At 74.2% G+C, this 19,042-nt stretch carries 18 protein-coding genes; 11 read left to right on the forward strand and 7 right to left on the reverse strand.

Going from position 1 to position 19,042, the window contains the following annotated elements; genetic code table 11:
• Positions 1-4: 4 nt before the first annotated feature.
• The 3 genes from H288_RS0124105 to H288_RS0124120 all read right to left on the reverse strand — a co-directional run bounded on the left by H288_RS0124105 (position 5) and on the right by H288_RS0124120 (position 3,652).
• A complete protein-coding gene (locus tag H288_RS0124105) occupies positions 5-1,651 on the reverse strand; it encodes a hybrid sensor histidine kinase/response regulator (protein ID WP_020095150.1) in 1,647 nt (548 codons plus the stop codon).
• A 431-nt stretch (positions 1,652-2,082) separates the two neighbouring features.
• Positions 2,083-2,940 carry a hypothetical protein gene (locus H288_RS0124115; protein WP_106735945.1) on the reverse strand — a complete coding sequence of 286 codons (858 nt, stop codon included), beginning with the start codon at positions 2,938-2,940 and terminating at the stop codon, positions 2,083-2,085.
• A 79-nt stretch (positions 2,941-3,019) separates the two neighbouring features.
• On the reverse strand, positions 3,020-3,652 hold the full coding sequence (locus H288_RS0124120) for a response regulator transcription factor (RefSeq protein ID WP_020095153.1): 633 nt from the start codon (positions 3,650-3,652) through the stop codon (positions 3,020-3,022).
• Positions 3,653-3,926: 274 nt separating this feature from the next.
• Here H288_RS0124120 and H288_RS0124125 point away from each other — a divergent pair, with 274 nt between their 5' ends.
• The 11 genes from H288_RS0124125 to H288_RS0124175 all read left to right on the forward strand — a co-directional run bounded on the left by H288_RS0124125 (position 3,927) and on the right by H288_RS0124175 (position 15,566).
• A complete protein-coding gene (locus tag H288_RS0124125) occupies positions 3,927-4,520 on the forward strand; it encodes a hypothetical protein (protein ID WP_020095154.1) in 594 nt (197 codons plus the stop codon).
• Between the two features lie 3 nt (positions 4,521-4,523).
• Positions 4,524-5,624 (forward strand): AAA family ATPase, encoded by a 1,101-nt coding sequence (locus H288_RS0124130; RefSeq protein ID WP_020095155.1) that lies wholly within the window; start codon positions 4,524-4,526, stop codon positions 5,622-5,624.
• Between the two features lie 85 nt (positions 5,625-5,709).
• Positions 5,710-7,665 (forward strand): AAA family ATPase, encoded by a 1,956-nt coding sequence (locus H288_RS0124135; protein ID WP_026605242.1) that lies wholly within the window; start codon positions 5,710-5,712, stop codon positions 7,663-7,665.
• A gap of 22 nt (positions 7,666-7,687) precedes the next feature.
• Entirely contained in the window at positions 7,688-9,049 is a 1,362-nt protein-coding gene (locus tag H288_RS0124140) for a hypothetical protein (RefSeq protein WP_026605243.1), read from the forward strand.
• Positions 9,046-10,473 carry a peptidoglycan-binding protein gene (locus H288_RS0124145; RefSeq protein ID WP_020095157.1) on the forward strand — a complete coding sequence of 476 codons (1,428 nt, stop codon included), beginning with the start codon at positions 9,046-9,048 and terminating at the stop codon, positions 10,471-10,473. Before H288_RS0124140 ends, H288_RS0124145 begins: the two co-directional genes overlap by 4 nt.
• A 12-nt stretch (positions 10,474-10,485) precedes the next feature.
• The gene (locus H288_RS0124150; RefSeq protein ID WP_020095158.1) at positions 10,486-11,817 is read left to right on the forward strand and encodes a hypothetical protein; all 1,332 of its coding nucleotides are present in this window, start codon (positions 10,486-10,488) and stop codon (positions 11,815-11,817) included.
• 52 nt (positions 11,818-11,869) lie between these two features.
• A complete protein-coding gene (locus H288_RS0124155; RefSeq protein ID WP_020095159.1) occupies positions 11,870-12,637 on the forward strand; it encodes a hypothetical protein in 768 nt (255 codons plus the stop codon).
• Positions 12,638-12,704: 67 nt separating this feature from the next.
• A complete protein-coding gene (locus H288_RS0124160; protein ID WP_026605244.1) occupies positions 12,705-13,514 on the forward strand; it encodes a hypothetical protein in 810 nt (269 codons plus the stop codon).
• Between the two features lie 141 nt (positions 13,515-13,655).
• Positions 13,656-14,075: a hypothetical protein gene (locus H288_RS0124165; RefSeq protein ID WP_020095160.1), complete on the forward strand. Its 420-nt coding sequence runs from the start codon at positions 13,656-13,658 to the stop codon at positions 14,073-14,075.
• Between the two features lie 91 nt (positions 14,076-14,166).
• The gene (locus H288_RS0124170) at positions 14,167-15,093 is read left to right on the forward strand and encodes a lysozyme inhibitor LprI family protein (RefSeq protein WP_020095161.1); all 927 of its coding nucleotides are present in this window, start codon (positions 14,167-14,169) and stop codon (positions 15,091-15,093) included.
• A 128-nt stretch (positions 15,094-15,221) separates the two neighbouring features.
• Positions 15,222-15,566, forward strand: a complete 345-nt coding sequence (locus H288_RS0124175) for a hypothetical protein (protein WP_020095162.1) — start codon at positions 15,222-15,224, stop codon at positions 15,564-15,566.
• Between the two features lie 46 nt (positions 15,567-15,612).
• Here the strand turns inward: H288_RS0124175 and H288_RS0124180 are convergent, their stop codons facing one another.
• The 4 genes from H288_RS0124180 to H288_RS0124195 are packed head-to-tail and all read right to left on the reverse strand — an operon-like array spanning position 15,613 to position 18,953.
• Positions 15,613-15,912, reverse strand: a complete 300-nt coding sequence (locus H288_RS0124180; RefSeq protein ID WP_020095163.1) for a hypothetical protein — start codon at positions 15,910-15,912, stop codon at positions 15,613-15,615.
• Positions 15,896-17,023, reverse strand: a complete 1,128-nt coding sequence (locus tag H288_RS0124185; RefSeq protein WP_043713076.1) for a hypothetical protein — start codon at positions 17,021-17,023, stop codon at positions 15,896-15,898. Before H288_RS0124185 ends, H288_RS0124180 begins: the two co-directional genes overlap by 17 nt.
• A complete protein-coding gene (locus tag H288_RS0124190) occupies positions 17,020-17,439 on the reverse strand; it encodes a DUF4383 domain-containing protein (protein WP_026605246.1) in 420 nt (139 codons plus the stop codon). The genes H288_RS0124185 and H288_RS0124190 overlap by 4 nt, the downstream gene beginning before the upstream one ends.
• A 59-nt stretch (positions 17,440-17,498) precedes the next feature.
• Complete coding sequence (locus tag H288_RS0124195) at positions 17,499-18,953, reverse strand: FAD-binding oxidoreductase (protein WP_020095166.1); 1,455 nt, start codon at positions 18,951-18,953, stop codon at positions 17,499-17,501.
• Between the last annotated feature and the right edge of the window lie 89 nt (positions 18,954-19,042).

Here is a 19,042-nt window from a genome sequence, read left to right on the forward strand (position 1 = left end):
CGCCTCACGCGGCCGGCGCCGGCCGGGGGCGCAGCCGGAGGCTCGCGGCGGTGAGCACGGAGCGCAGCTCGGCCGGCCGGACCGGTTTCGAGAGGATCGGGATGTCCGGCGCCCCCAGATCCTCGCGCACGCGCGCCTCGTCGTGGCCGCTCATCACCACCGCCGGCAGCGGGCGGCCGGCGAGCCTCCGGACCGCCGCGATGCAGTCCGTCCCCGTGACGCCGTTCCCGAGCTCGAAATCGGTGATGAGGAGGTCGATCTCCGGCACGGCGTCGGGGATCCCGGTCTCGGGCCGGACGCGGCAGCCCCATTTCTCCAGCAGGCTGGCGGTCGCCCGCAGCACGGCAGCGTCGTCCTCCACCAGCAGCACGCGCAGGCCGCCGATCGTCGCCGGCGGGTCGAGCCGGGCGGGGAGGGCCACGGGCTGCGGGGCCCGGGCGAGGGGCAGGTCACCGATCGTCACGCAGGTCCCGCGCCCCGGCACCGAGCGCAGCGTCACCGTCAGGTCCAGGAGCGCGCCGAGCCGCCGGACGATCGGCAGGCCGAGGCCCACCCCCTCGACGTCCCGGTCGCCGCGGCGGCGGACTTGGTAGAACTCGTCGAAGACCCGCTCCTGATGCGCGACCGGGATCCCGGGGCCGCGATCGTAGACCTGGATGGCGAGCCGGTCGCCCCGCCGGCGGCAGGCGATCAGGATCGGCCGGCCGGGCGCGTACTTGATCGCGTTGTTGACGATGTTCTGGACCATGGTCGTGAGCAGGGCCCGGTCGGTGCGCACCACGACCGCGCAGGCGCGGCTGCGCAGGGCCGTCCCGGCGATCTGGGCGGCCTCGGAGTTCTGGCGCCGGACATCCTCGAGGATGTCGTTGATCGCGACGGGCTCGGGCCGGGGCTCCACCCGTCCGCTGTCGAGGGTCGAGATGTCCAGGAGCGACTTGAACAGGCGCGAGACGCTCTGCAGCGACCGGTCGATGTTCTCGACCATCTGCAGCTCCTCCGGCCCCAGCCGGGCGCCGCGCAGGCAGGCGGTGAACAGGCTGATGGCGTGGATCGGCTGGCGCAGATCGTGGCTCGCCTGCGCCAGGAAGCGCGACTTGGACAGGCTCGCCTCCTGCTCGCGCTCGTAGGCGCCGCGCAGGCGCTCCAGCAGGCTGTAGATGTAGGTCGGCACGAGGACGGTGATGGCCGTCAGCGTCAGGACGAGGAACGGGTTCGCGCGCCAGTACGCGTTGAAGTACGTGGTGACCGCGATCGAGACCAGGGCCGCCGCCGTGGACGCCTTCAGGGCGGTGACGCCGTAGCGCAGGCCGTTGCCGACGATCAGCCGGATGACGATCGCGTAGAGCGGCAGGAACGGCGCGCCGCCCACCGCCATCGTGTAGGTCATCCCGCCGAGGTCGAGGAGGAAGGTGACGACGCGGCGCGGCGTGTTGCTGCCGGGGTTGCGGCTGATCCAGCCGTACAGCGCCACGGCGAAGACCCAGTGGCACGTCACCAGATAGGCGACGAACCGGGCCTCCGGCGGGGCGATCCCGCCGTAGATCTGGGGCAGGAGATACAGGCAGGCGAGGCCGATGACGACGGCCCGGATCAGCGCCTGCGCCTTCTCGTTGTCGTACGTCTCGTCCCGCCGGCGCCGCGACCCGAACATCGTCGGCTCAGGCCCGCTCGGCAGCGACGCCGAGACCGAGACCGAGGCCGGGCACCCGCTCCGCCGGAGCGGACCCCGCGGCGTCCGCCCTGAATCGCGCCGTGCCGGCCCCGGTCTCCCGCTGTCGCTTCATCGTGCAGTCGCCCTGCCGCGTCGCCGCCCGGGATCCGGGCAACGGCGCGCCGCCGTCGCCGATCGCGGACAGATCTGACAAGTCTACCTGAAGGTGATCGACGCCACCAGACGCGGCGGGAGCCCGCGATGTGGCGGCGCGGACGAGTCTTCGGTGCTAGAACCGCTTATTCAGTCTCCGCTACAATGGTCCCCGTGCTGCAGCGAGACGTTCCTGCGGAAAATATGCGGCAGATTATTTTTTACTTCACTGCAGGTCTGATCTCGTCGACCGGCCGCACGCACGGTCGCGGGCGCCGTCAGCGGTAGGTGCCGGCGCCCGGATCGAATCGATAGACCCGGGCATCCCGGTCCGTGGCCGGACGCAGCACCCCGTCCGCGCCCAGCACGGTGCCGCTCAGGGCGACTCGGACCGGGGGCCACGCGGCGGGGTCGCGCGGATCCTCCGGCAGGATCTCCAGCCGTCCCGTGCTCGATCCCAGCCGGCAGGGATCCTCCGAGCAGCCGGCCGTCTCGTCGGCGCCCGCCGCGACCTCGCCCGCGAGCGTCCAGTGCGCCGGCGCGTCGCGGAACTGGAGGAGGAGGTACGAGAAGCCCTGCGATCCGGCCGTCCCGTAGACCGTGAGGCGCAGGCCCATCAGGAGGCGGCCCCGGCTCAGCGGCCTGAACACGGCGCCGAGCCGCTCGTCCACCTCCGGGGCGCCGCCGTTGCGGTTCCCGGTCCCGATCCGGCCGGACAGGACCTGCACGTCTTCGAGGCGCCAGCGCATATCCTTGAGGACGTAGGTGGCGGCCGCGACGCTCAGCCGGTCGGGCGCCGCGGCGTCCGCGCCCGGGGCCGGCATCGTGACGAAGCCGGTGAACCGGCTCCCGGTCTCGGTGGAGAACATCGCGGCGGTCCAGAATTCCGCCGTGCGGCCGTCCTTCATCCGGCAGGTCTCGGCCTCCTTGTCGGCGGGCCGCCCGCAGATCGCCGCCAGCACCGTGGCGCGCGGCAGCATGGCGAGGTCGGGATCGGCCGCGGCGGGCGCGGCAGCGAGCCCGGCAGCCAGTCCGACCGCCAGTCCGGCCGCCAGCACCGGCAGCACCGCCAGGGCCGGGCCCGTCAGAAAACGCCCGCGGGCCGCGCGCCCGTCTCCCCGTCCCGCCCGTCTCATGCGCCGGGCTCTGCCACGGAGCCCGGCACCGGGCCATTCGGACAGGTGTACGATCGGCCCCGCAGCACGGTCCGCCTCCTCAATCCCCGACGCCGGCCGTGGCGGCCTTCGCGGCCGCGGCGGACCGGGAGGTGACGTCGAGGGCGCGCAGGAGCGCCGAGACGTGGATGCGGACGGTGAAGGGGGAGATCTCGAGTTCCCGGGCGATCTCCTTGTTGGTGCGTCCCAGGGCGACGAGGCGCAGCACGTCGCGCTGGCGCTGCGTCAGGGGCGGGAGCGGGCCGCGCGGCGCGGCGAGACCCGAGACCGGGCTGCGCCGGATCACGAACTCGCCGTCGCGGATCGCCGCGATCGCCTGGGCGATCTCCGCGGCGGGCAGCGCCTTGCCGATGAAGCCGTCGGCACCCTCGGCCATGACGGTCCGGATCAGGCTCTCGTCCTCGATCATCGACACGACGATGATCGAGGCCCGCTCGAACTCGACGCGCAGCGCGCCGATGGAGTGGCGGGGATCGAGGCCGGGGAACAGGAGGTCGAGGAGGAACGCCCGCGGGGGCGCTCCGGCGCGGGCCATCGCCAGGACCTGCTCCATGGTGGCGGCCTCCCGGACCAGGGCCTGCGGGTAGAGCCGCTCCGCGATGCGCCGCATGCCCTCGCGGAACAGCGGGTGATCGTCGGCAACGATCAGGGTCTCTCGCGCGGAGCCGTTCATGCCACTCCCGGTCGCAGCATCGGAATCTATCCCCATGACGTCGCGGCGCGGAGCCATGCCGAGGAAAATCCCCGGCGTGTCAAGGCTGCGACGATAGGTCATATACACTAGTAGACCGGTTTTTTCCGCCTGCCTAGAAGTCGGCCGGTCATGGTGACAGGCATCGACCCGCTAATTTCTTCGAATCTTTCCAAAAAGAGCGAGGCTGCAGGTCATGTCGTGCGCGCCGACGCGACGCACGAATTACGTCGTTCCATGTTCGGGGGCCCGCTGGATGTCGGAAGTCGAACACCAGAATGCTGAGCGGCAGGCTCAGGATAGGCTTTCCGAGCCCCGCGCGGCCCCGAGCGCCCCGCCCGCCGCCAAGGCGGGCCTCTCGCCGAGCCTCATCGCGATCGTGGGCGGCCTGGTGGCGGCGGGCGCCGTCGCGGGCGTGCTGCTCTCGGGCGGCGGCGAGACCGCCGGGACGGCCGCGCGGCCGGCCCTGACGCTGGTCAAGGCGGGCGAGATCGACAAGGCCGCCGAGACCCTGCCCTCCGACGAGAAGGACAAGATCGTCGCGGAGGCCAAGGCCTGCCGAGCCCCGCTGGGCCAGATGCGCCTGTCGAAGATGGCGGCCGATGCCGGCGGCGTGGTGCGCATCCGGGCCGGGAACTACCTGTCCCCCGCCTTCAACGTCGCCGACGGCCCGATCAACATCGCGGTCCCGTTCCCGGCGCCCTACGAGACCGGCAAGGGCGAGATCACCATCGAGGGCGCCGCCAAGGACGTCTTCGTCGAGCTGACGCCGGGCCTGAAGATCGACACGACCGGCGGCGTCCAGCGGATCCCCGTGATCTGGAATACCAGCAAGCCCTGCGGAGGCTGACGGATGTCGAAATCCGCCATCCTCCCCTTCGTCGTCTCCGGGCTGGTGGTCGCGGTCCTCACCCCGCTCCTGCTGAGCACCGATTACGGCCCGATCGCCTGGTGGAACGCCGCCGGGCCGGAGCTGCGCTGGAAGGCGGCGATCGGGATCGCCGTCGCCCTGCTGGCGGCTCTGGGCCTCGCCGCGACCGCGACGGCCGCGCGGAAGGCGGAGGCCGGCCTCGGGCAGCCGGCCGGCGGCCTGCTGGCCCTGCCGCGCCTGATCGTGGCGCCGCGCCGGGTCGTGGAGGCCCGGTCCCCCGAGGCCGTGATCGCGAATCTCGAGGCCATGGTCGGGCTCGCGCCGGTCAAGCGCGAGGTCAACGCCCTGATCGCGCGGCTGGAGCTGGAGCAGCGGCGGCGCGCCGAGGGCCTGCCGGTGGCGGCGATCAGCCAGCACATGGTGTTCACCGGCCCCCCCGGCGTCGGCAAGACCGAGGTGGCGCGGGCGATCGGCGAGATCTACCGGTCCCTCGAGGTGCTGCGCCGCGGGCATCTCGTGGAGGTCGACCGCGCGGCCCTGGTGGCTGGTTATGTCGGCCAGACCGCGGCCAGGACCCTCGAGAAGTGCCACGAGGCCCTCGACGGCATCCTGTTCATCGACGAGGCCTACACCCTGGCCGCCGGCGGCGGGGGCGGCGGCGACTTCGGCAAGGAGGCGATCGACACCCTCCTCAAGTTCATGGAGGACAACCGCGACCGGATCATCGTGATCGTCGCCGGCTACACCAACGACATGCGCCGGTTCATCGACACGAATCCCGGCCTCGCCGGCCGGTTCACCAAGATTATCGAGTTCCCGCCCTACAGCCCGAAGGATCTCTGCGAGATCCTGAAGCGCATGGCGGCCCGGCAGCAATTCGCGCTCCCCGAGGGGTTCGAGGCGGCGCTGACCCCCTGGCTCGCGCAGCGGTCCCGCGCCGACGACTGGTCGAACGCCCGCGAGATGCGCACCCTCCTCGAGAAGGCCCGCGAGGCCCAGGCCGCCCGGGTCGCCCTCCAGGGCGGCGACCTGCGCCGCCTGGAGATCGTCGATCTGCTCCGCGCCACCGGCGAGGACGCCTGAGGGCGGCCCGAGGGGCCACGCGCGCCCAGCACCCAGGCCAGCACCCAGGCCATCACCAGGGCCAGCACCAAGGTTCACCACGTCCATGGAACGCCTCGACAAGCATCCGGTCGCGCTCTTCGCGGTCATCGTGCTGGGTGCCACCGGCCTGCTGGTCGCCCTGCGGCCGGACGTGCTCGGGTCGCTCGCCGCGACGCCGTCGGCGCTGCTGCGCAACGGCCTGATCCTCGGCGGCCTCGTCGGCGGCCTGCTCGCGGCGAGCTACATCCCGGCGCGGATCGAGGCGACGCGGCGCGCCCTGGACCGGGCCCGGGCGAGCCGCAAGATCCGCCCGATCCGCTTCGTCGACGACGGCGCGGCCGCGGAGAAGAAGGACCTCCTGGCCACCGCGCTCGCGACCCTCGACGGCATGGTCGGGCTCGACCCCGTGAAGCTGGAGGTGAAGGGCGTCATCGCCCGGATGCAGGTGGAGCAGCAGCGCCGCGCCCAGAACCTGCCGGTGGCGGCCATGAGCCAGCACATGGTGTTCACCGGCCCCCCCGGCGTCGGCAAGACCGAGGTGGCGCGGGTCCTCGGCAGCGTCTTCAAGGCGCTGAAAGTGCTGCGCAAGGGCCACCTCGTGGAGGTCGACCGGGCCGGGCTGGTGGCGGGCTACGCCGGCCAGACCGCGATCAAGACCCTGGAGCGCTGCAAGGAGGCCCTCGACGGCATCCTGTTCATCGACGAGGCCTACGCGCTGGCTCCCGGCGGCGGGAGCGGCGGCGAGTTCGGCAAGGAGGCGATCGACACCCTCCTCAAGTTCATGGAGGACAATCGCGACCGGATCATCGTGATCGTCGCCGGCTACACCAACGACATGCGCCGGTTCATCGACGCGAATCCCGGTCTCGCCAGCCGGTTCACCAAGACCGTCGAGTTCCCGCCCTACAGCCCGCCGGAGCTCGCCGAGATCCTGAAGCGCATGGCCGCGGGCCAGGGCTTCGTCATGCCGGAGGGGTTCGAGAAGGACCTCGCCGCCTATGTCGGGGCCCGGTCGAAGGCCGAGGACTGGGCCAACGCCCGCGAGATGCGCACGGTCCTGGAGAAGGCCCGCCAGGCGCAGGCGCTGCGCCTCGCCGCCAGCCCCGGCGGCGACATCAACCGGCTCGAACCCGCCGACATCGCCGCGGCCCTCGGCCGCCAAGCCGGCGGCGCGGTCGACATGGACGCGGCCCGGAAGGTCATGGCCCGCCTCGACGCGATGATCGGGCTCGCGCCGGTCAAGGAGCAGGTGAAGACCGTGGCGGCGCGGGTGCTGGTCGATGCCCGGCGCCGCGCCGAGGGCATCGAGGTCGGCGCGGTGAGCCAGCACATGGTCTTCACCGGGCCCCCCGGCGTCGGCAAGACCGAGGTGGCGCGCATCATGGGCGACATCTTCCGGACGCTCGGCGTCCTGCGGAAGGGGCACGTGGTCGAGGTCGACCGGGCCGGGCTGGTGGCAGGCTACGTCGGCCAGACCGCGGCCAAGACCCTGGAGCGCTGCCGCGAGGCCCTCGACGGCATCCTGTTCATCGACGAGGCCTACACGCTGGCCGAGGGCGGCGGGGGCGGCAGCGACTTCGGCAAGGAGGCGATCGACACCCTCCTCAAGTTCATGGAGGACAACCGCGACCGGATCATCGTGATCGTCGCCGGCTACACCGGCGACATGGCCCGGTTCATCGACACGAATCCCGGCCTCGCCGGCCGTTTCACCAAGACCGTCGCGTTCCCGGCCTACGACCCGTACGACCTCGTCGAGATCCTGCGCCTGATGGCGTCGCGGCAATCGTTCCGGCTGCCGCCGCGCTTCGAGACCCTGCTGATCCCGTGGGTCGAGCAGCGCGCGCAGCGGCACGACTGGGCGAATGCCCGCGAGATGCGCACGCTCCTGGAGCGCCTGCGCGAGGCCCAGGCGATGCGCCTCGCCAGCGATCCCCTGGGCGATTACGGCCAGTTCGAGCTCGTGGATGTCGAGCGGGCGCTCGGCGGCGGGGCCCCGCGCGCCGCCGCCCTGTCGTGACGGCCCGGGAGCCGTCGCAGCCATGAGCATCGCCCGCGAGGACTGGCTGCGCGCGCACGCGGCCCTCTGGTACGACGATCGCCGATACCGCCTGGCCTGGCTCGCCCTGCCGCAGGCCGTGACCTGCGCGGTGGCGGGCCTGTGCATGGCGCTGGCCGCGCAGGGTGTCTGGGGTCAGCCGGCCACCGCCTCGAAGGCGCGGCTCGCCGAGCTGAGCGCCCTGCGCGACCGGGCCGGCAAGGACGGCGACCGCAAGGCGTTCGACGCGCTGACCGCCGCGGCCACCCAGGGCCAGATCGACGCCGCGACCAAGCTCGGGACGCTCTACGACCCCCTGACCGCCGCCTACTTCCCGAACAAGCCCGCGCCGAACGATTTCGACCGGGCGGCCGCCCTCTACGGACCGGGCGCCGCGATCGGCGATCTCCTGGCGGTCACGCGCCTCGCGGACGTGCTGCTCGACCCGGCCAACCCCAACCGCGACCTCCGGCGCGGCTGCCGCCTGGCCCAGACTTGGATCGACGCCCCCGAGACGCTCGAGCGCACGATCACCGGCGAGGAGCGGCTGACCGTCAAGCTCGCCACCTGCTACGTCGAGCCTGAGAGCGGCCTGCCGCAGGACCCGGTGCGGGCCGGGGGGCTGGTGACCGCGGTGCTGTGGCGCCGCCACCGGCCGACGATGGACGCCTTCATCAACAATCTCGGGCAGCAGAACCCCGCCCTGGTGTCGGGCATCCAGCGGCACCTGGCCGAGCAGCGCCGGTACATCGGCCCGGTGGACGGGCGGCCCAATCCCGGGATCATCACGGCCCTCCAGGTGGAGGCGGGGATCACCAACACGGTCGCGACCCCGCGGCCCGAGCCGCGGCGGGTGACGCCCAAGGGCCCGGATCCGGAGGTGCTGGCCCTCCAGGCCGCCGCCCGGACCGGCGACCGGCGGAAGATGGCCGACCTGAAGAGCCGCGCCGAGGCCGGGGACGCGGACGCGCTCACCGCCTACGCGCGCCTGTTCAACCCGGTGATGAACAAGGGCGACGTCTTCGCGCCGGACGCGCAGGTCGCCGTCGCCGCCTACGAGCGCGCCGCGGCCGCCGGCAACGGCATGGCGGCCGGCGAGGCGGCGGTGCTGTACGATTCCGGCTACGGCAACGTCGCCAAGGATCCCCGGAAGGCCGCCGCCCTCGCCCTGCGGGGCGTCGACCTCAAGGACGACCAGATCACCTTCTGGCTGCTGTTCCCGGAGGCGGGCAACTGGAGCGACGGGTTCTGGGGCGCGATCCAGGCCGCGCTGACCGCCCGCGGCTTCTACACGCTCCCGGTCGAGAACAAGCGCAATTCCGCGGTCATCACGGCCCTGCGCGCCTACATGAAAGCCAAGTCATGAGCGGCGTCACGATCGGGACCGACCGGCTCCGGGCGCACGCGACGCTCTGGTACGCGGACGCGCGCTACCGCCTCGCCTGGCTGGTCCTGCCCCAGGCCGCGGTCGCCCTCCTGGCCGGCCTCGCCCTGGCGCTGCTGAAGCCCGCGGGCGAGTGGGGCAAGCCCGCCGACAGCAAGGAGAACGAGAAGCTCTATCTCGACCTGCTCGACAAGGCCGGCAAGGACGGCGACCGGGCCGCCTTCGAGAAGCTGCGGACGGCCGCCGAGGCCGGCGACGTCAGCGCCCGCTCGTTCATGGGCGCCCTCTACAATCCCGAATGGGCCGCGGTCTACGCCAAGAACCCGGTCAAGCCCGACGCCGCCAAGGCGCTGACCTACTACCAGAAGCCCGCCGACCTCGGCTTCCCCGGGGCCCAGCGCGGCATGACCGAGCTCCTGCTCGACCCCGCCCGCGGCCAGCACGATCTCAAGCGGGGCTGCCGCTACGGGCTGGCCTTCCAGGCGAACCCGGTCGCGGTCCGGAACAACTACCTCGATTCCTGGTCGACGCTCTACTGGATCGCCGGCTGCTACACCGATGCCGGGAGCGGCGTCCCGCGGGATCCGCAGAAGGCCGCCGACCTCTACATGAACACGGTGGCGGCCAAGCTGCCGCGGGCGGTCACCACCTTCACGGACGAGCTCGGCCGCCAGCCCCCCGACCTCGTGGCGGCGATCCAGCGCGACCTCGCCAAGCGCGGCTTCTACACCGGGCCGGCCGACGGGACGGCGACGCCGCAGACGCGCGCGGCCGTGCAGGCCCTGGCCGGCCGGGGTGCCGGCCCGCAGGGCAACGCGGGAGCTGGCAGTGCGGGGGCGGGCAACCCCGGAGCCGGCAACAGCGGAGCCGGAAAGCCCGCCGGCCCGCCGCCTCCGGCACCGCCCGCGGCGACGCCGAGCGTCGAGGACCTCATCGCGCTGTCGAAGAGCGCGGTCTCCAACGCCGCCGACGCGGCGAAGCTCCGGGGCCTGGCGGAGAGCGGCGTCCCGGTGGCGCAGTACCTCTACGCCGCGATGCACCTGTCCCCGGCCAACAAGGAGCAGCGGGTCACCGCGCCGGACGGCCCCCTCGCGAGCCGCTATCTCGAGCGCCTCGCGGTCGAGCGCTCCTTCGCCCCCGCGGCGGCCTCGGCGGCCTTCCTGTACGACCTCGGCGGCGCCGGCCTGCAGCGGGATCCCGCGAAGGCGGCCGACCTGACGATCCGCGCCCTCGAGCTCAAGTCCACCGAGATCCTGCAGAATCTCGAGCAGGACCAGTGGGGCGCCGGCTTCTGGGCCGCCCTCCAGCAGCGCCTCGCCGACCGGAATCTCTACCAGGGCCGCGTCGTCGACCAGCGCAACGACCGGACCATCCAGGCGGCGCGCCGCCTCCTCGGCAATCCATAGGAGACGGCCATCATGGGTCCCCGCCGCAAGGATCCCGCGCGGTTCCCGGCCCCCAGGGCCGGAAGCCGCATCGGCCACCGCACCGCCGCCCTGATGGCGGGCCTGCTGGCCGGCCTCCTCCTGCCCGCCGCCGCGCAGGCGCAGATCAAGGTCCGCAAGGCCGACTGCTTCTTCGCGGCCGACGGCAGGACCGTCATCGACGGGGTCTGCGAGTTCCTGACCGACGCGCGCAGCTACGGCGTGGGCGGGTTCCGCCTCGCCACCTACACCAACGGCTACCTGCGCGACGGCGTGGTCGTGTCGGTGACGGCGCCCGGCCAGGGCACGGCGACCTGGAACCGGGAGCCCGGCGGCAAGCCCGAGGACGGCCCCGCCGACAGCGTCACCGCGGAGGGCGCCTGCTGGACCGGGTCCCGGAGCCGGATCTGCGCCTGGAAGGTCGGCGAGGGCCGCCCCGGCTTCGGCGGCGCCCCCGCGGCGGCGCCCGAGGCCGGCGCCCCGCGGGCCGCCGACTGCTACCTCGAGGTCGCGGGCGATGTCCGCCTCGACGGGGCCTGCCAGTTCCGGTCGGAGACCGGGCAGACCGGTGCCCGCGGCTTCGAGATCCGCTCCTACGCCGCGGGCAAGCTCGACGTCGTGGCGCAGCTCGTCCGCGACCCGCAGAACCCGCTGAAGGCCACGGCCTTCTGGAACGGGTCGTCCGGGGGCCTGCGCGCCGCCGAGGCCCTCGGCGCCCTGTCGCCGAGCGGCCCCTGCTGGGACAATGACGGCGCCCGTCTCTGCGTCTGGCAGCCCGGCCAGCCCCGCGGCGGCTGGGACCGGCGGGCCGAGGCCCGGGCTCCGGCCCCGCCCGAGACGCCGCCGTCGCCGCCACCGTCACAGGCGCCGTCACAGGCGCCGCCTCCGCCGCGCGACGGCGCGGAGGGGCGCGATCCGCCGCCGGGCACGTTCCTGAAGCTGTCCTTCAAGGGCCGCTGCGAGTCCCTGATGATGGACGGGGAGGACCTCACCGCGACCTGCGCCCCGGAGGCGGTGAACACCTCCGTCGTCGGCAGCCCGAAGGCCGGGTTCATCTTCGGCACCACCGACGGCAAGGCCATGGCGTTCATGGCCTCGGCCAAGGGCTTCGTCGAGGGCGGCACCCTGCACCAGCCCGTCGACGAGCTGATGTACGCCGAGCGCGACCAGTCGACCTTCAAGGTCAAGGGCACCTGCGAGATGCCCAACCCGATGGGCGGCCCGGTGGTCATCACCTGCAACGCCCAGTCGGCGAACAGCACCTACGCGGTCCGGTTCCGCACCGACGGCGGCAAGCCGGTCCTGACGCGCGGCGACGCGAAGTGAGGCTCTCGCCGCGGACCGGAATCGCCCGACCCGCGAACCCGAGGAGGATCCCATGGCACGACGCGTTGCGACGACGGGAGGGGCCGGCGGCACCGGGATCCTCGTCGGCCTCCTGGGGCTCTGCCTCGCGGGACCGGCGCTCGCGGGATCCACGAGCGTGACCGCGCGGCCCGGGGAGCGGGTCCGCCTCGACGGCTACGCCACCCACGAGACCCGACCGGGCTGCCCGTCCGTTCCGGCGGCCGCGATCGAGCTGGTCACGCCCCCGCGCGGCGGCCGCATCGAGCAGCGGCGCGAGTTCCTGGTCCTCGGCCAGAACATCGACGGCACCCCGTCGCGGGACGGCTGCCAGGACGTCGAGCGGGACGCGCGGACGCTCTACTACACGGCCCGGCCCGACTTCGCCGGCCACGACACGGTGTCGGTGATCGTCACCTTCGTCACCGGCGAGGAGGCCACCTACACCTACAGGATCACGGTGCCCGAGGGCGAGGGTCGGCGGGCGCCGGCGGTGTCCCAGGCACCTGCCCCCCGCGACGCGGGCCTCGCGCGGCCGGCCCCGGCGGCGCGCGCCGCTCCCGCCGAGCGGGCGACTCCGGCCGCGACTCCGGCTGCGACTCCGGCTCCGGCGCCCCGGGAGGCGAGCACCGGCGACTTCCTGCGCGACGCGGTCCGGGGCGCGGTCTCGGCCACCCGGCCGGCGCCGGCCGCGCCGCCCCCGAAAGCCGCCGAGGCCGCGGCGCCCGTGCCCGGCACGCCCGCACCGCCGCCGCAGCAGCAGCTGGCACCACCGCGCCCGCCCGCCGCGCCGCAGCTCTGACGCAGCTCCGGCGCGGACGGCCGGACCGGCCGCCCGCACCCCCACCGCCAAGCCGAGGACGAGTCCCGTGCATCAGCGCCTCCCGAACGCCCCCCGATCCGCGGCACCGACCCGACCGCGTCGGCGCGCCGGCGCCGGCGTCCTCGCCCTCGGATCGGCGCTCTGCCTGCCGCTCTGCCTGCCGCTCTGCCTCGCCCTGCCGGCCCGGGCGGAGGTGGAGAACAAGACCGCGCGCGCCGGCCAGCGGATCTTCCTCCAGGGCTTCACCTACTACTTCGCCACGCAGGGGTGCCGCTCGCGCGCGGCCACGATCGAGCTCGTCAGGCCGCCGCGCGGCGGGCGCATCGAGCAGCGGCGCGAGTTCCGGATCCTCAGCGGCAAGGTCGACGAGACGGGGGCGCAGATCCGGCAGCCGGACGGCTGCGAGGACGCCAAGAAGGACTCGATGTCGCTCTACTACACGGCACGGCCCGACTTCTCCGGACTCGACACCCTGTCGATCGACGTCACCTTCGGGGATGGGTCCACGGTGCCGTACACGTTCCGGATCACCGTGCCGCCGGGCGAGCCCCGCCGGGCCCCGGCGGTGTCGCAGGCGCCCGTCCCGCGCGCGGGCGGCGCCGGGCAGGCCGCGCCGGCGGCCCGGGCGACGCCGGCTCCGGCCCCCCGGGAGGCCGGCACCAGCACCGGCGACTTCCTGCGCGACACGGTCCGCGGCTCGGTCGCGGCCCCGCGGCCGGCACCGGTCGCGGAGCCTCCGAAGTCCGAGGCGGCCGCGGCGGACGCGCCCGGCGCGCCGCCTCGGACCGAGCCTCCGCCGCCACGCGCGATGGCGCCGGCGCCGCGCCCCCGGCCAGCGGCCACGCCGCAGCTCTGAGACCCGCGGGGCCGGCCGGTGCGGCCCGGCCTCGCTCATCCGGCGAATCCACGCCTGACCGGGCCCCCGCTGCACAGGTCCGGCAGGTCACCGACAGAGCCACCAGTAGAACCACCAGCAGAGCGAAGTGAGAGGCGCCCCATGGGATCGATGCGGAACGCGTCCATCTACGCGGCCATCCTATCGACGCTCCCGCTCCCGGCGGCCGCGGCGGAGACGTGCCGCGACCATTACCGGAGCGAGGGGACGCCGATGCTCCAGGCCATCACCTACAAGACGTGGATGATCTTCCCCTCGGTCAGCCCCAGGGCCGCGTTCGACCGGGTGACGCGGGCGGTCCTGGCCGAGGGGTTCGTGGGCGTGCACGTGGAGAAGGCGCTCGGCACCCTGACGGCCCAGCAGGAGACATCCGGTTCGGGGCGACCGCAGACGCTGCGGGTCGTCGTGCGCAAGGCCGGGGCGGGCAGCCGGGTCGACGCCCTGTTCATGGTGCAGGCCGGCCAGATCGGCCAGGACGTCGACCAGAACCTGTGCCGCATCGTCGATGCCGCGGCGCATTAGGCCCCCGATGCCGACCGGCTCCAGGCACGCGGCCCAGAGGCGAGGTTCCGATGCGCAGTCCGGTGCGAGCTTCGGGGCAAGGTTCGGGGCGATGCTCAGCGCGGGGCCGGCCGTGACGCGCCTCCCGGCGGCCACCCTCGCGGCAGCCCTCGCCGCTTTCCTCGCCGCAACCCTCCTGGCGCCGTCGTCGGCCCGCGCGATCGACTGCCGCAAGGCGGCCAGCCCACTCGAGCGCGTGATCTGCGCCGACCCGGCGCTCCGGAAGGCGGACGCCGCCCTGGGTGCGGCCTATTCCGGCCTCCTGCACAGCACGGACGACGCCGAGATCCGCGCGATGCTGGTCGCCAGCCAGAAACGCTGGGTGGCGGCCCGGGACACGTGGCTCGGCGACCTGGACGCGGCCGACGCGCGCGCCGTCGTGCTGAAGGCGATCCGGGCACGGACCGAGGACCTGTCCGGCCGCTCGAAGAGCGATCCCGCCCGACCGCACTGGATCGCGGCGGCGCAGCGGCAGCGGGCCTTCGCGGCGCGGTTCACCGGCGGCCCCTTCGCGGGGTTCGACACGGCGTGCGACTTCCTGCCCGTCGGGCAGGACCGGGTCTACGGGTGCTTCGGCAGCCGGCGCTACCAGAACGGCGACCGGGTCTGCACGCTGTCCGACGACTGGGCGAGCGGCCACACCTCCGAGACGCGCACGGTCGCGCGGGTCGTCGACGGCGCCGCGCGCACGGTCGCGACCTGCACGATCGGCGGGGGCGACGACGCGGAATGCCCGGGTCCCGACAGCGCCGACGGCCGCTGGGCGCGGCCTGCCGCCCCGGCCGTCGCCGGCGCGGCGGCACCCGCGGGACCTCGGCCCGTCCTCGACGTCGAGCTGGCCCCGGACGCCGATGCCGAGACCTGGCTCTCGGCGTGCCTGACCGACCCCGCCTATCCGCCGCCCGACCCGGTTTCGGCGGCCCGGACGGCCCCGGGATCGAGCCCGCCCGCGCCGGCGGGCGCCCCGAGCAGCCGGTGACGATGGGACCGCACGCCCCCGCGCCTGATCCGGGCCCTGCGCCGGCCCGGGGCCGCCGGCACGCTCTCGGTGACCACGACGGGCGACGGCGAACTGCCCGAGGTCCACGAGTACGGGGTCGCGTGCCGATGAGACGGATCCTGCGGGCGCTGCCGCTGATCGCCGTGACGGGCCTGGCCGCGACCGCCGCGGTCGCGGCCCCCATTCCCCCCTGCGCGGCCGACGCCGAGCGGCAGGCCCTCAAGCTGCTGCGCTTCCACAGCGACGGCGACGCGCGGGCCACGGTCGATCCCGCGTCCGTCCGGTCCGTCGGCACCGTCGCGTCCCTGGTCGGGACGCGGCGCTTCCAGGTGATCGAGGTGGAGGGCAGCATCTACAAGGGCGCGTATCGGATCCGGCTGATCTACGCGCCGATGCCCGGGAGCTGCGTGCTGATGGGGCAGGAGATCCTCGAGCGATCCGATCCCTACTGAGCACCGGCCCGCGGCCGGCCCTCCGGCCGCCCCGCGGGCGCTGTCCTCAGCGCACGCCGAGGCAGCCGGTCCCGGGCGCCGGCAGGACCAGCCAGGCGCCGCCCGCGTAGAGGCGCCGGACCGCGCCCGGCGCGGCGGGCCGGAGCACCAGATACGCGCGGCCGGCCGAGACCAGGGCCCCGTCGTCGGCGGCCGCCAGGGCGGCGGGGTTCCCGAGCGCCACCACGGTCTCCGGCTGGACCGCGAGGGCGGTCAGCGCGGTCACGCCGAGCCCCCCGGCGAGCGCCGCCGCGACGGCGCCGACCGGCAGGCCGCGCCGGGGGCGCCGATCAGTAATCGTAGGCATGCTCGAACCGGCCCCCCGCGGCCTCCACGTCGCGGATCTGCGCGACGAGCTGCTCTACCGCGGTGTCGTAGCCGACGCGCTGCCAGCCCGGCTCGGACTGGATCGGCATCGCGAACAGCGGCTCGGCCCCGCCGAGGGTGACCGTCCGGCCCGGCGGCAGGAGGACGGTGGTGAGGATCCGGTGGTTGCCGGCGATCTCCAGGACGTTCCGGCCCCGCGCGCCGAGGCCCCGGACGATCTCCGTGAAGGCCCGGTAGCGCGGCGTCTCCATCAGGGCGGCCGGGCCGCCGTCGCCGGCCGGGACGGGGCCGAGGAGGGTGATGCGCGGGTCGGCGGCCGCGTCGCCGGCATCGAGCCCCGCCACGACGCTGCGGATCGTCAGGCCGGCCGGGTCCATCCCGGCGAGCCACGCGATCCCCTGGGCGTAGGCCCATTTCACCCCGTATTGCAGCGTGAGCGCGCCGCGCCGCTCGACCGCCCGCAGGGACGGCGTGAACGGGACCTCGTGCCAGAGCCGCGACAGCTCCGCGTCGAACGGGTAGCGGTACCAGGGGGTCTGGCGCAGGAACGCGGCGTAATCCCCGAGCAGCCGGGCGTTGAACCGGTCCTCGTCCGTCGGCTCCGGCCCCCGCCACCACGCGGTCAGCGCCCCGAGGGTGCGCTCGTAGGCGCCCTGGATCAACATCTCGGCCGTGAAGCTCAGGCCGATCACGTAGTTGGTGACTTTCTGGCCCGCGGTGACGTCGCCGGTGCGCCCGGCCGCCCGGGTCGCTCCGCACAGGCTCGTCCAGAAGCCCGTCGTCGCCGCCCAGTAGTCGAAGGCCGATTCCGAGGCGGAACGCGTCACCCCGGCGAGGTCCGCGTAGGCGTGGACGATGTCCCATTCGGGGAAGGTGAGGTAGCTGTCGCCGGCCGCGCGCTTGTAGCCCTCGGGGGCGATCCCGAAGCGCGAGCCGCCCGCCGAACGCCCCGGCCCGGCGGGATCGGGCCTGACAGTGCAGCCCCCCTCGATCGCCGCGACGGGCAGGGCGCAGGCGAGGGCCAGAACGGCGAGGCCGGCGACCGCCCAGCGGACGACCCGTCGCCGGCGGCGGGGGGGCCGGGGGCTCACGCGGCGACCCCGGCCGCGGTCCGGGCGCGCCACGGCCACCAGCCGAGCACGACGCCGGCGAGGCCGAGGCTCAGGTGCGGGCCGTTGGAGAGGAGCGGGCTGTCCTGGAAGCCCTTCAGGAACAGCGACAGGTCGAGGAAGCTCGACCCGGTGAGCACGCCGACGACGCCGTCGAGCAGGTAGATCGCCCCGAAGGCCCGCAGGAAGGTCACGGCGGCGGAGCGCGACCACAGGCCGGCGGCGAGCGCCCACAGGCCGGAGGCGAGGTGGAGCGCGTCCTTGTAGACGTCGAGCCGGAACAGGCCGAAGACGCGGCCCTCCGCGTCCCGGAAGGCCGGGACGTAGTCGGTGGCGGCGGCGAACAGCAGGATGGCCGCGAAGGCGAGGGCGGCCACCTGCGGGGGCGTGGGTCTCATGGGCGTCTCCTGAGTCGGCACGCGCGGCCCGCGCGAGGCGGATCCGTGCCGGGGCGCGGTCAGGCCATGTAGGTCGACCACAGGGCGTTCCGGAACAGCAGCCCCGGATCGTAGCGGCGCTTGGCCGCCACGAAGGCGTCGAGCTTCGGATAGGCCCGGGCCATCTGGTCGCGCCGGGCGTGCAGGCGGTAGGGCAGGTAATAGGCCCCGCCGATCGCCACGACGCGCTCGATCAGGGCCTCGGTCATGCGCATCATCGCGGCCTCGTCGCCGGGGGTGAGGCCCTGCGAGAACGACATCACCGCGCCGATGCGCGGGCCCGGCGCGTAGGCCAGCGCCGAGTCCGGGTCCGCCGCCACGTAGCGCAGGGTGACGTTGAGGCAGTCGCAGCCCGAGCGCGGGATGGTCTCGCGGCAGGCGGCGAGGAACGCGTCGAAGCGCTCGGGCGGGACGAAGTACTCGTGCAGGATGTCGGTGCGGCTGCGGTCGCGCGAGGCGAGGTTGGCCACCGGCTCGTTCATCAGGCTGTTGCGGGTGGCGAGGCCGGGATCGAGCGTCGGGTTGAGCCGGGTCTCGGCGATCCAGCGGGCGCGCTTGCCGAACTCGCTGCCGACCTGGGCGCGGTAGATCTCCCGCGAGACCGCCGAGAACGCCCCCTGGGCGGCCGCCGCGGGCAGGACCTGCGGCGGGTGCTCGGCCTCCGCGTAGGTGACGAGGATCGCCTCGTCGAAGAAGCCGGCCTGCGCGACTGAGAGCCGGCCGTAGGCCATGCGCAGGCGCGCGTCGCGCGCCACCGCCGCCGCGAAGGCCGGCGCGAAATCCGCGGCCGGCATCACCGCGAAGGTCGGCGTGAGGAGGCGGTTCGGCACCATCTCGACCACGAGGTCGACCACGATGCCGAACAGGCCGTAGCCGCCCATCGCCAGCCCGAACAGCTCGGCGTTCTCCTCGCGGGAGCAGGTCACGAGGCTGCCGTCGGCCAGGACGAGGCGGACGGCGCGGACGGTGGAGCCGAACGGGCCGTGCGGCGCGGGCCAGCCGTGAGCGTTGACGCAGAAGGTCGAGCCGACCCCGAAATCGCTGTTCGACTGCATGACCGTCGGCGAGTAGCCGATCCGGTCGAGCTGCCGGATGACCTGCGACCAGCGCGCGCCGGCCCCGACCCGGTAGAGGCCGGCGGCTGTGTCGGGCTCGATCGGGCCGCCCTCCAGGGTCACGGCCGTCCCGTCGCGGGCGAGGCTCTGGGCGCCCATGGAATGCCGGGCGACGCCGACGGCGACAGGCCGGCCGGCGGCGGCGGCATCCCGGATCTCGGCGCGCACGGCCTCGATCAGGGCGTCGGTCGACCCCGTCGGGAGCACGGCGTGGCGCGTCACCGGGGTCGGGTTGAGGCCGCTCGCGTCGTTGAGGATGATCCGCGGCGCGGCCCGGGCCGCCCGCGGCAGCAGCGCGGCGGCCGCCGCGGCGCCGCCGCCCGCGAGGATCCCGCGCCTGCTCGGTCCTGTCCCGGCCATGCCCACCCTCGATTCGCGCCGGCGGGGCGACCGGCTCGCCCCGCCGGCCAACCCTGCGACGGGTTCGGATCCGGCGGCGTGAGATCACG

It is taken from the genome of Methylobacterium sp. 285MFTsu5.1 (assembly GCF_000383455.1).
Taxonomy (GTDB): domain Bacteria; phylum Pseudomonadota; class Alphaproteobacteria; order Rhizobiales; family Beijerinckiaceae; genus Methylobacterium.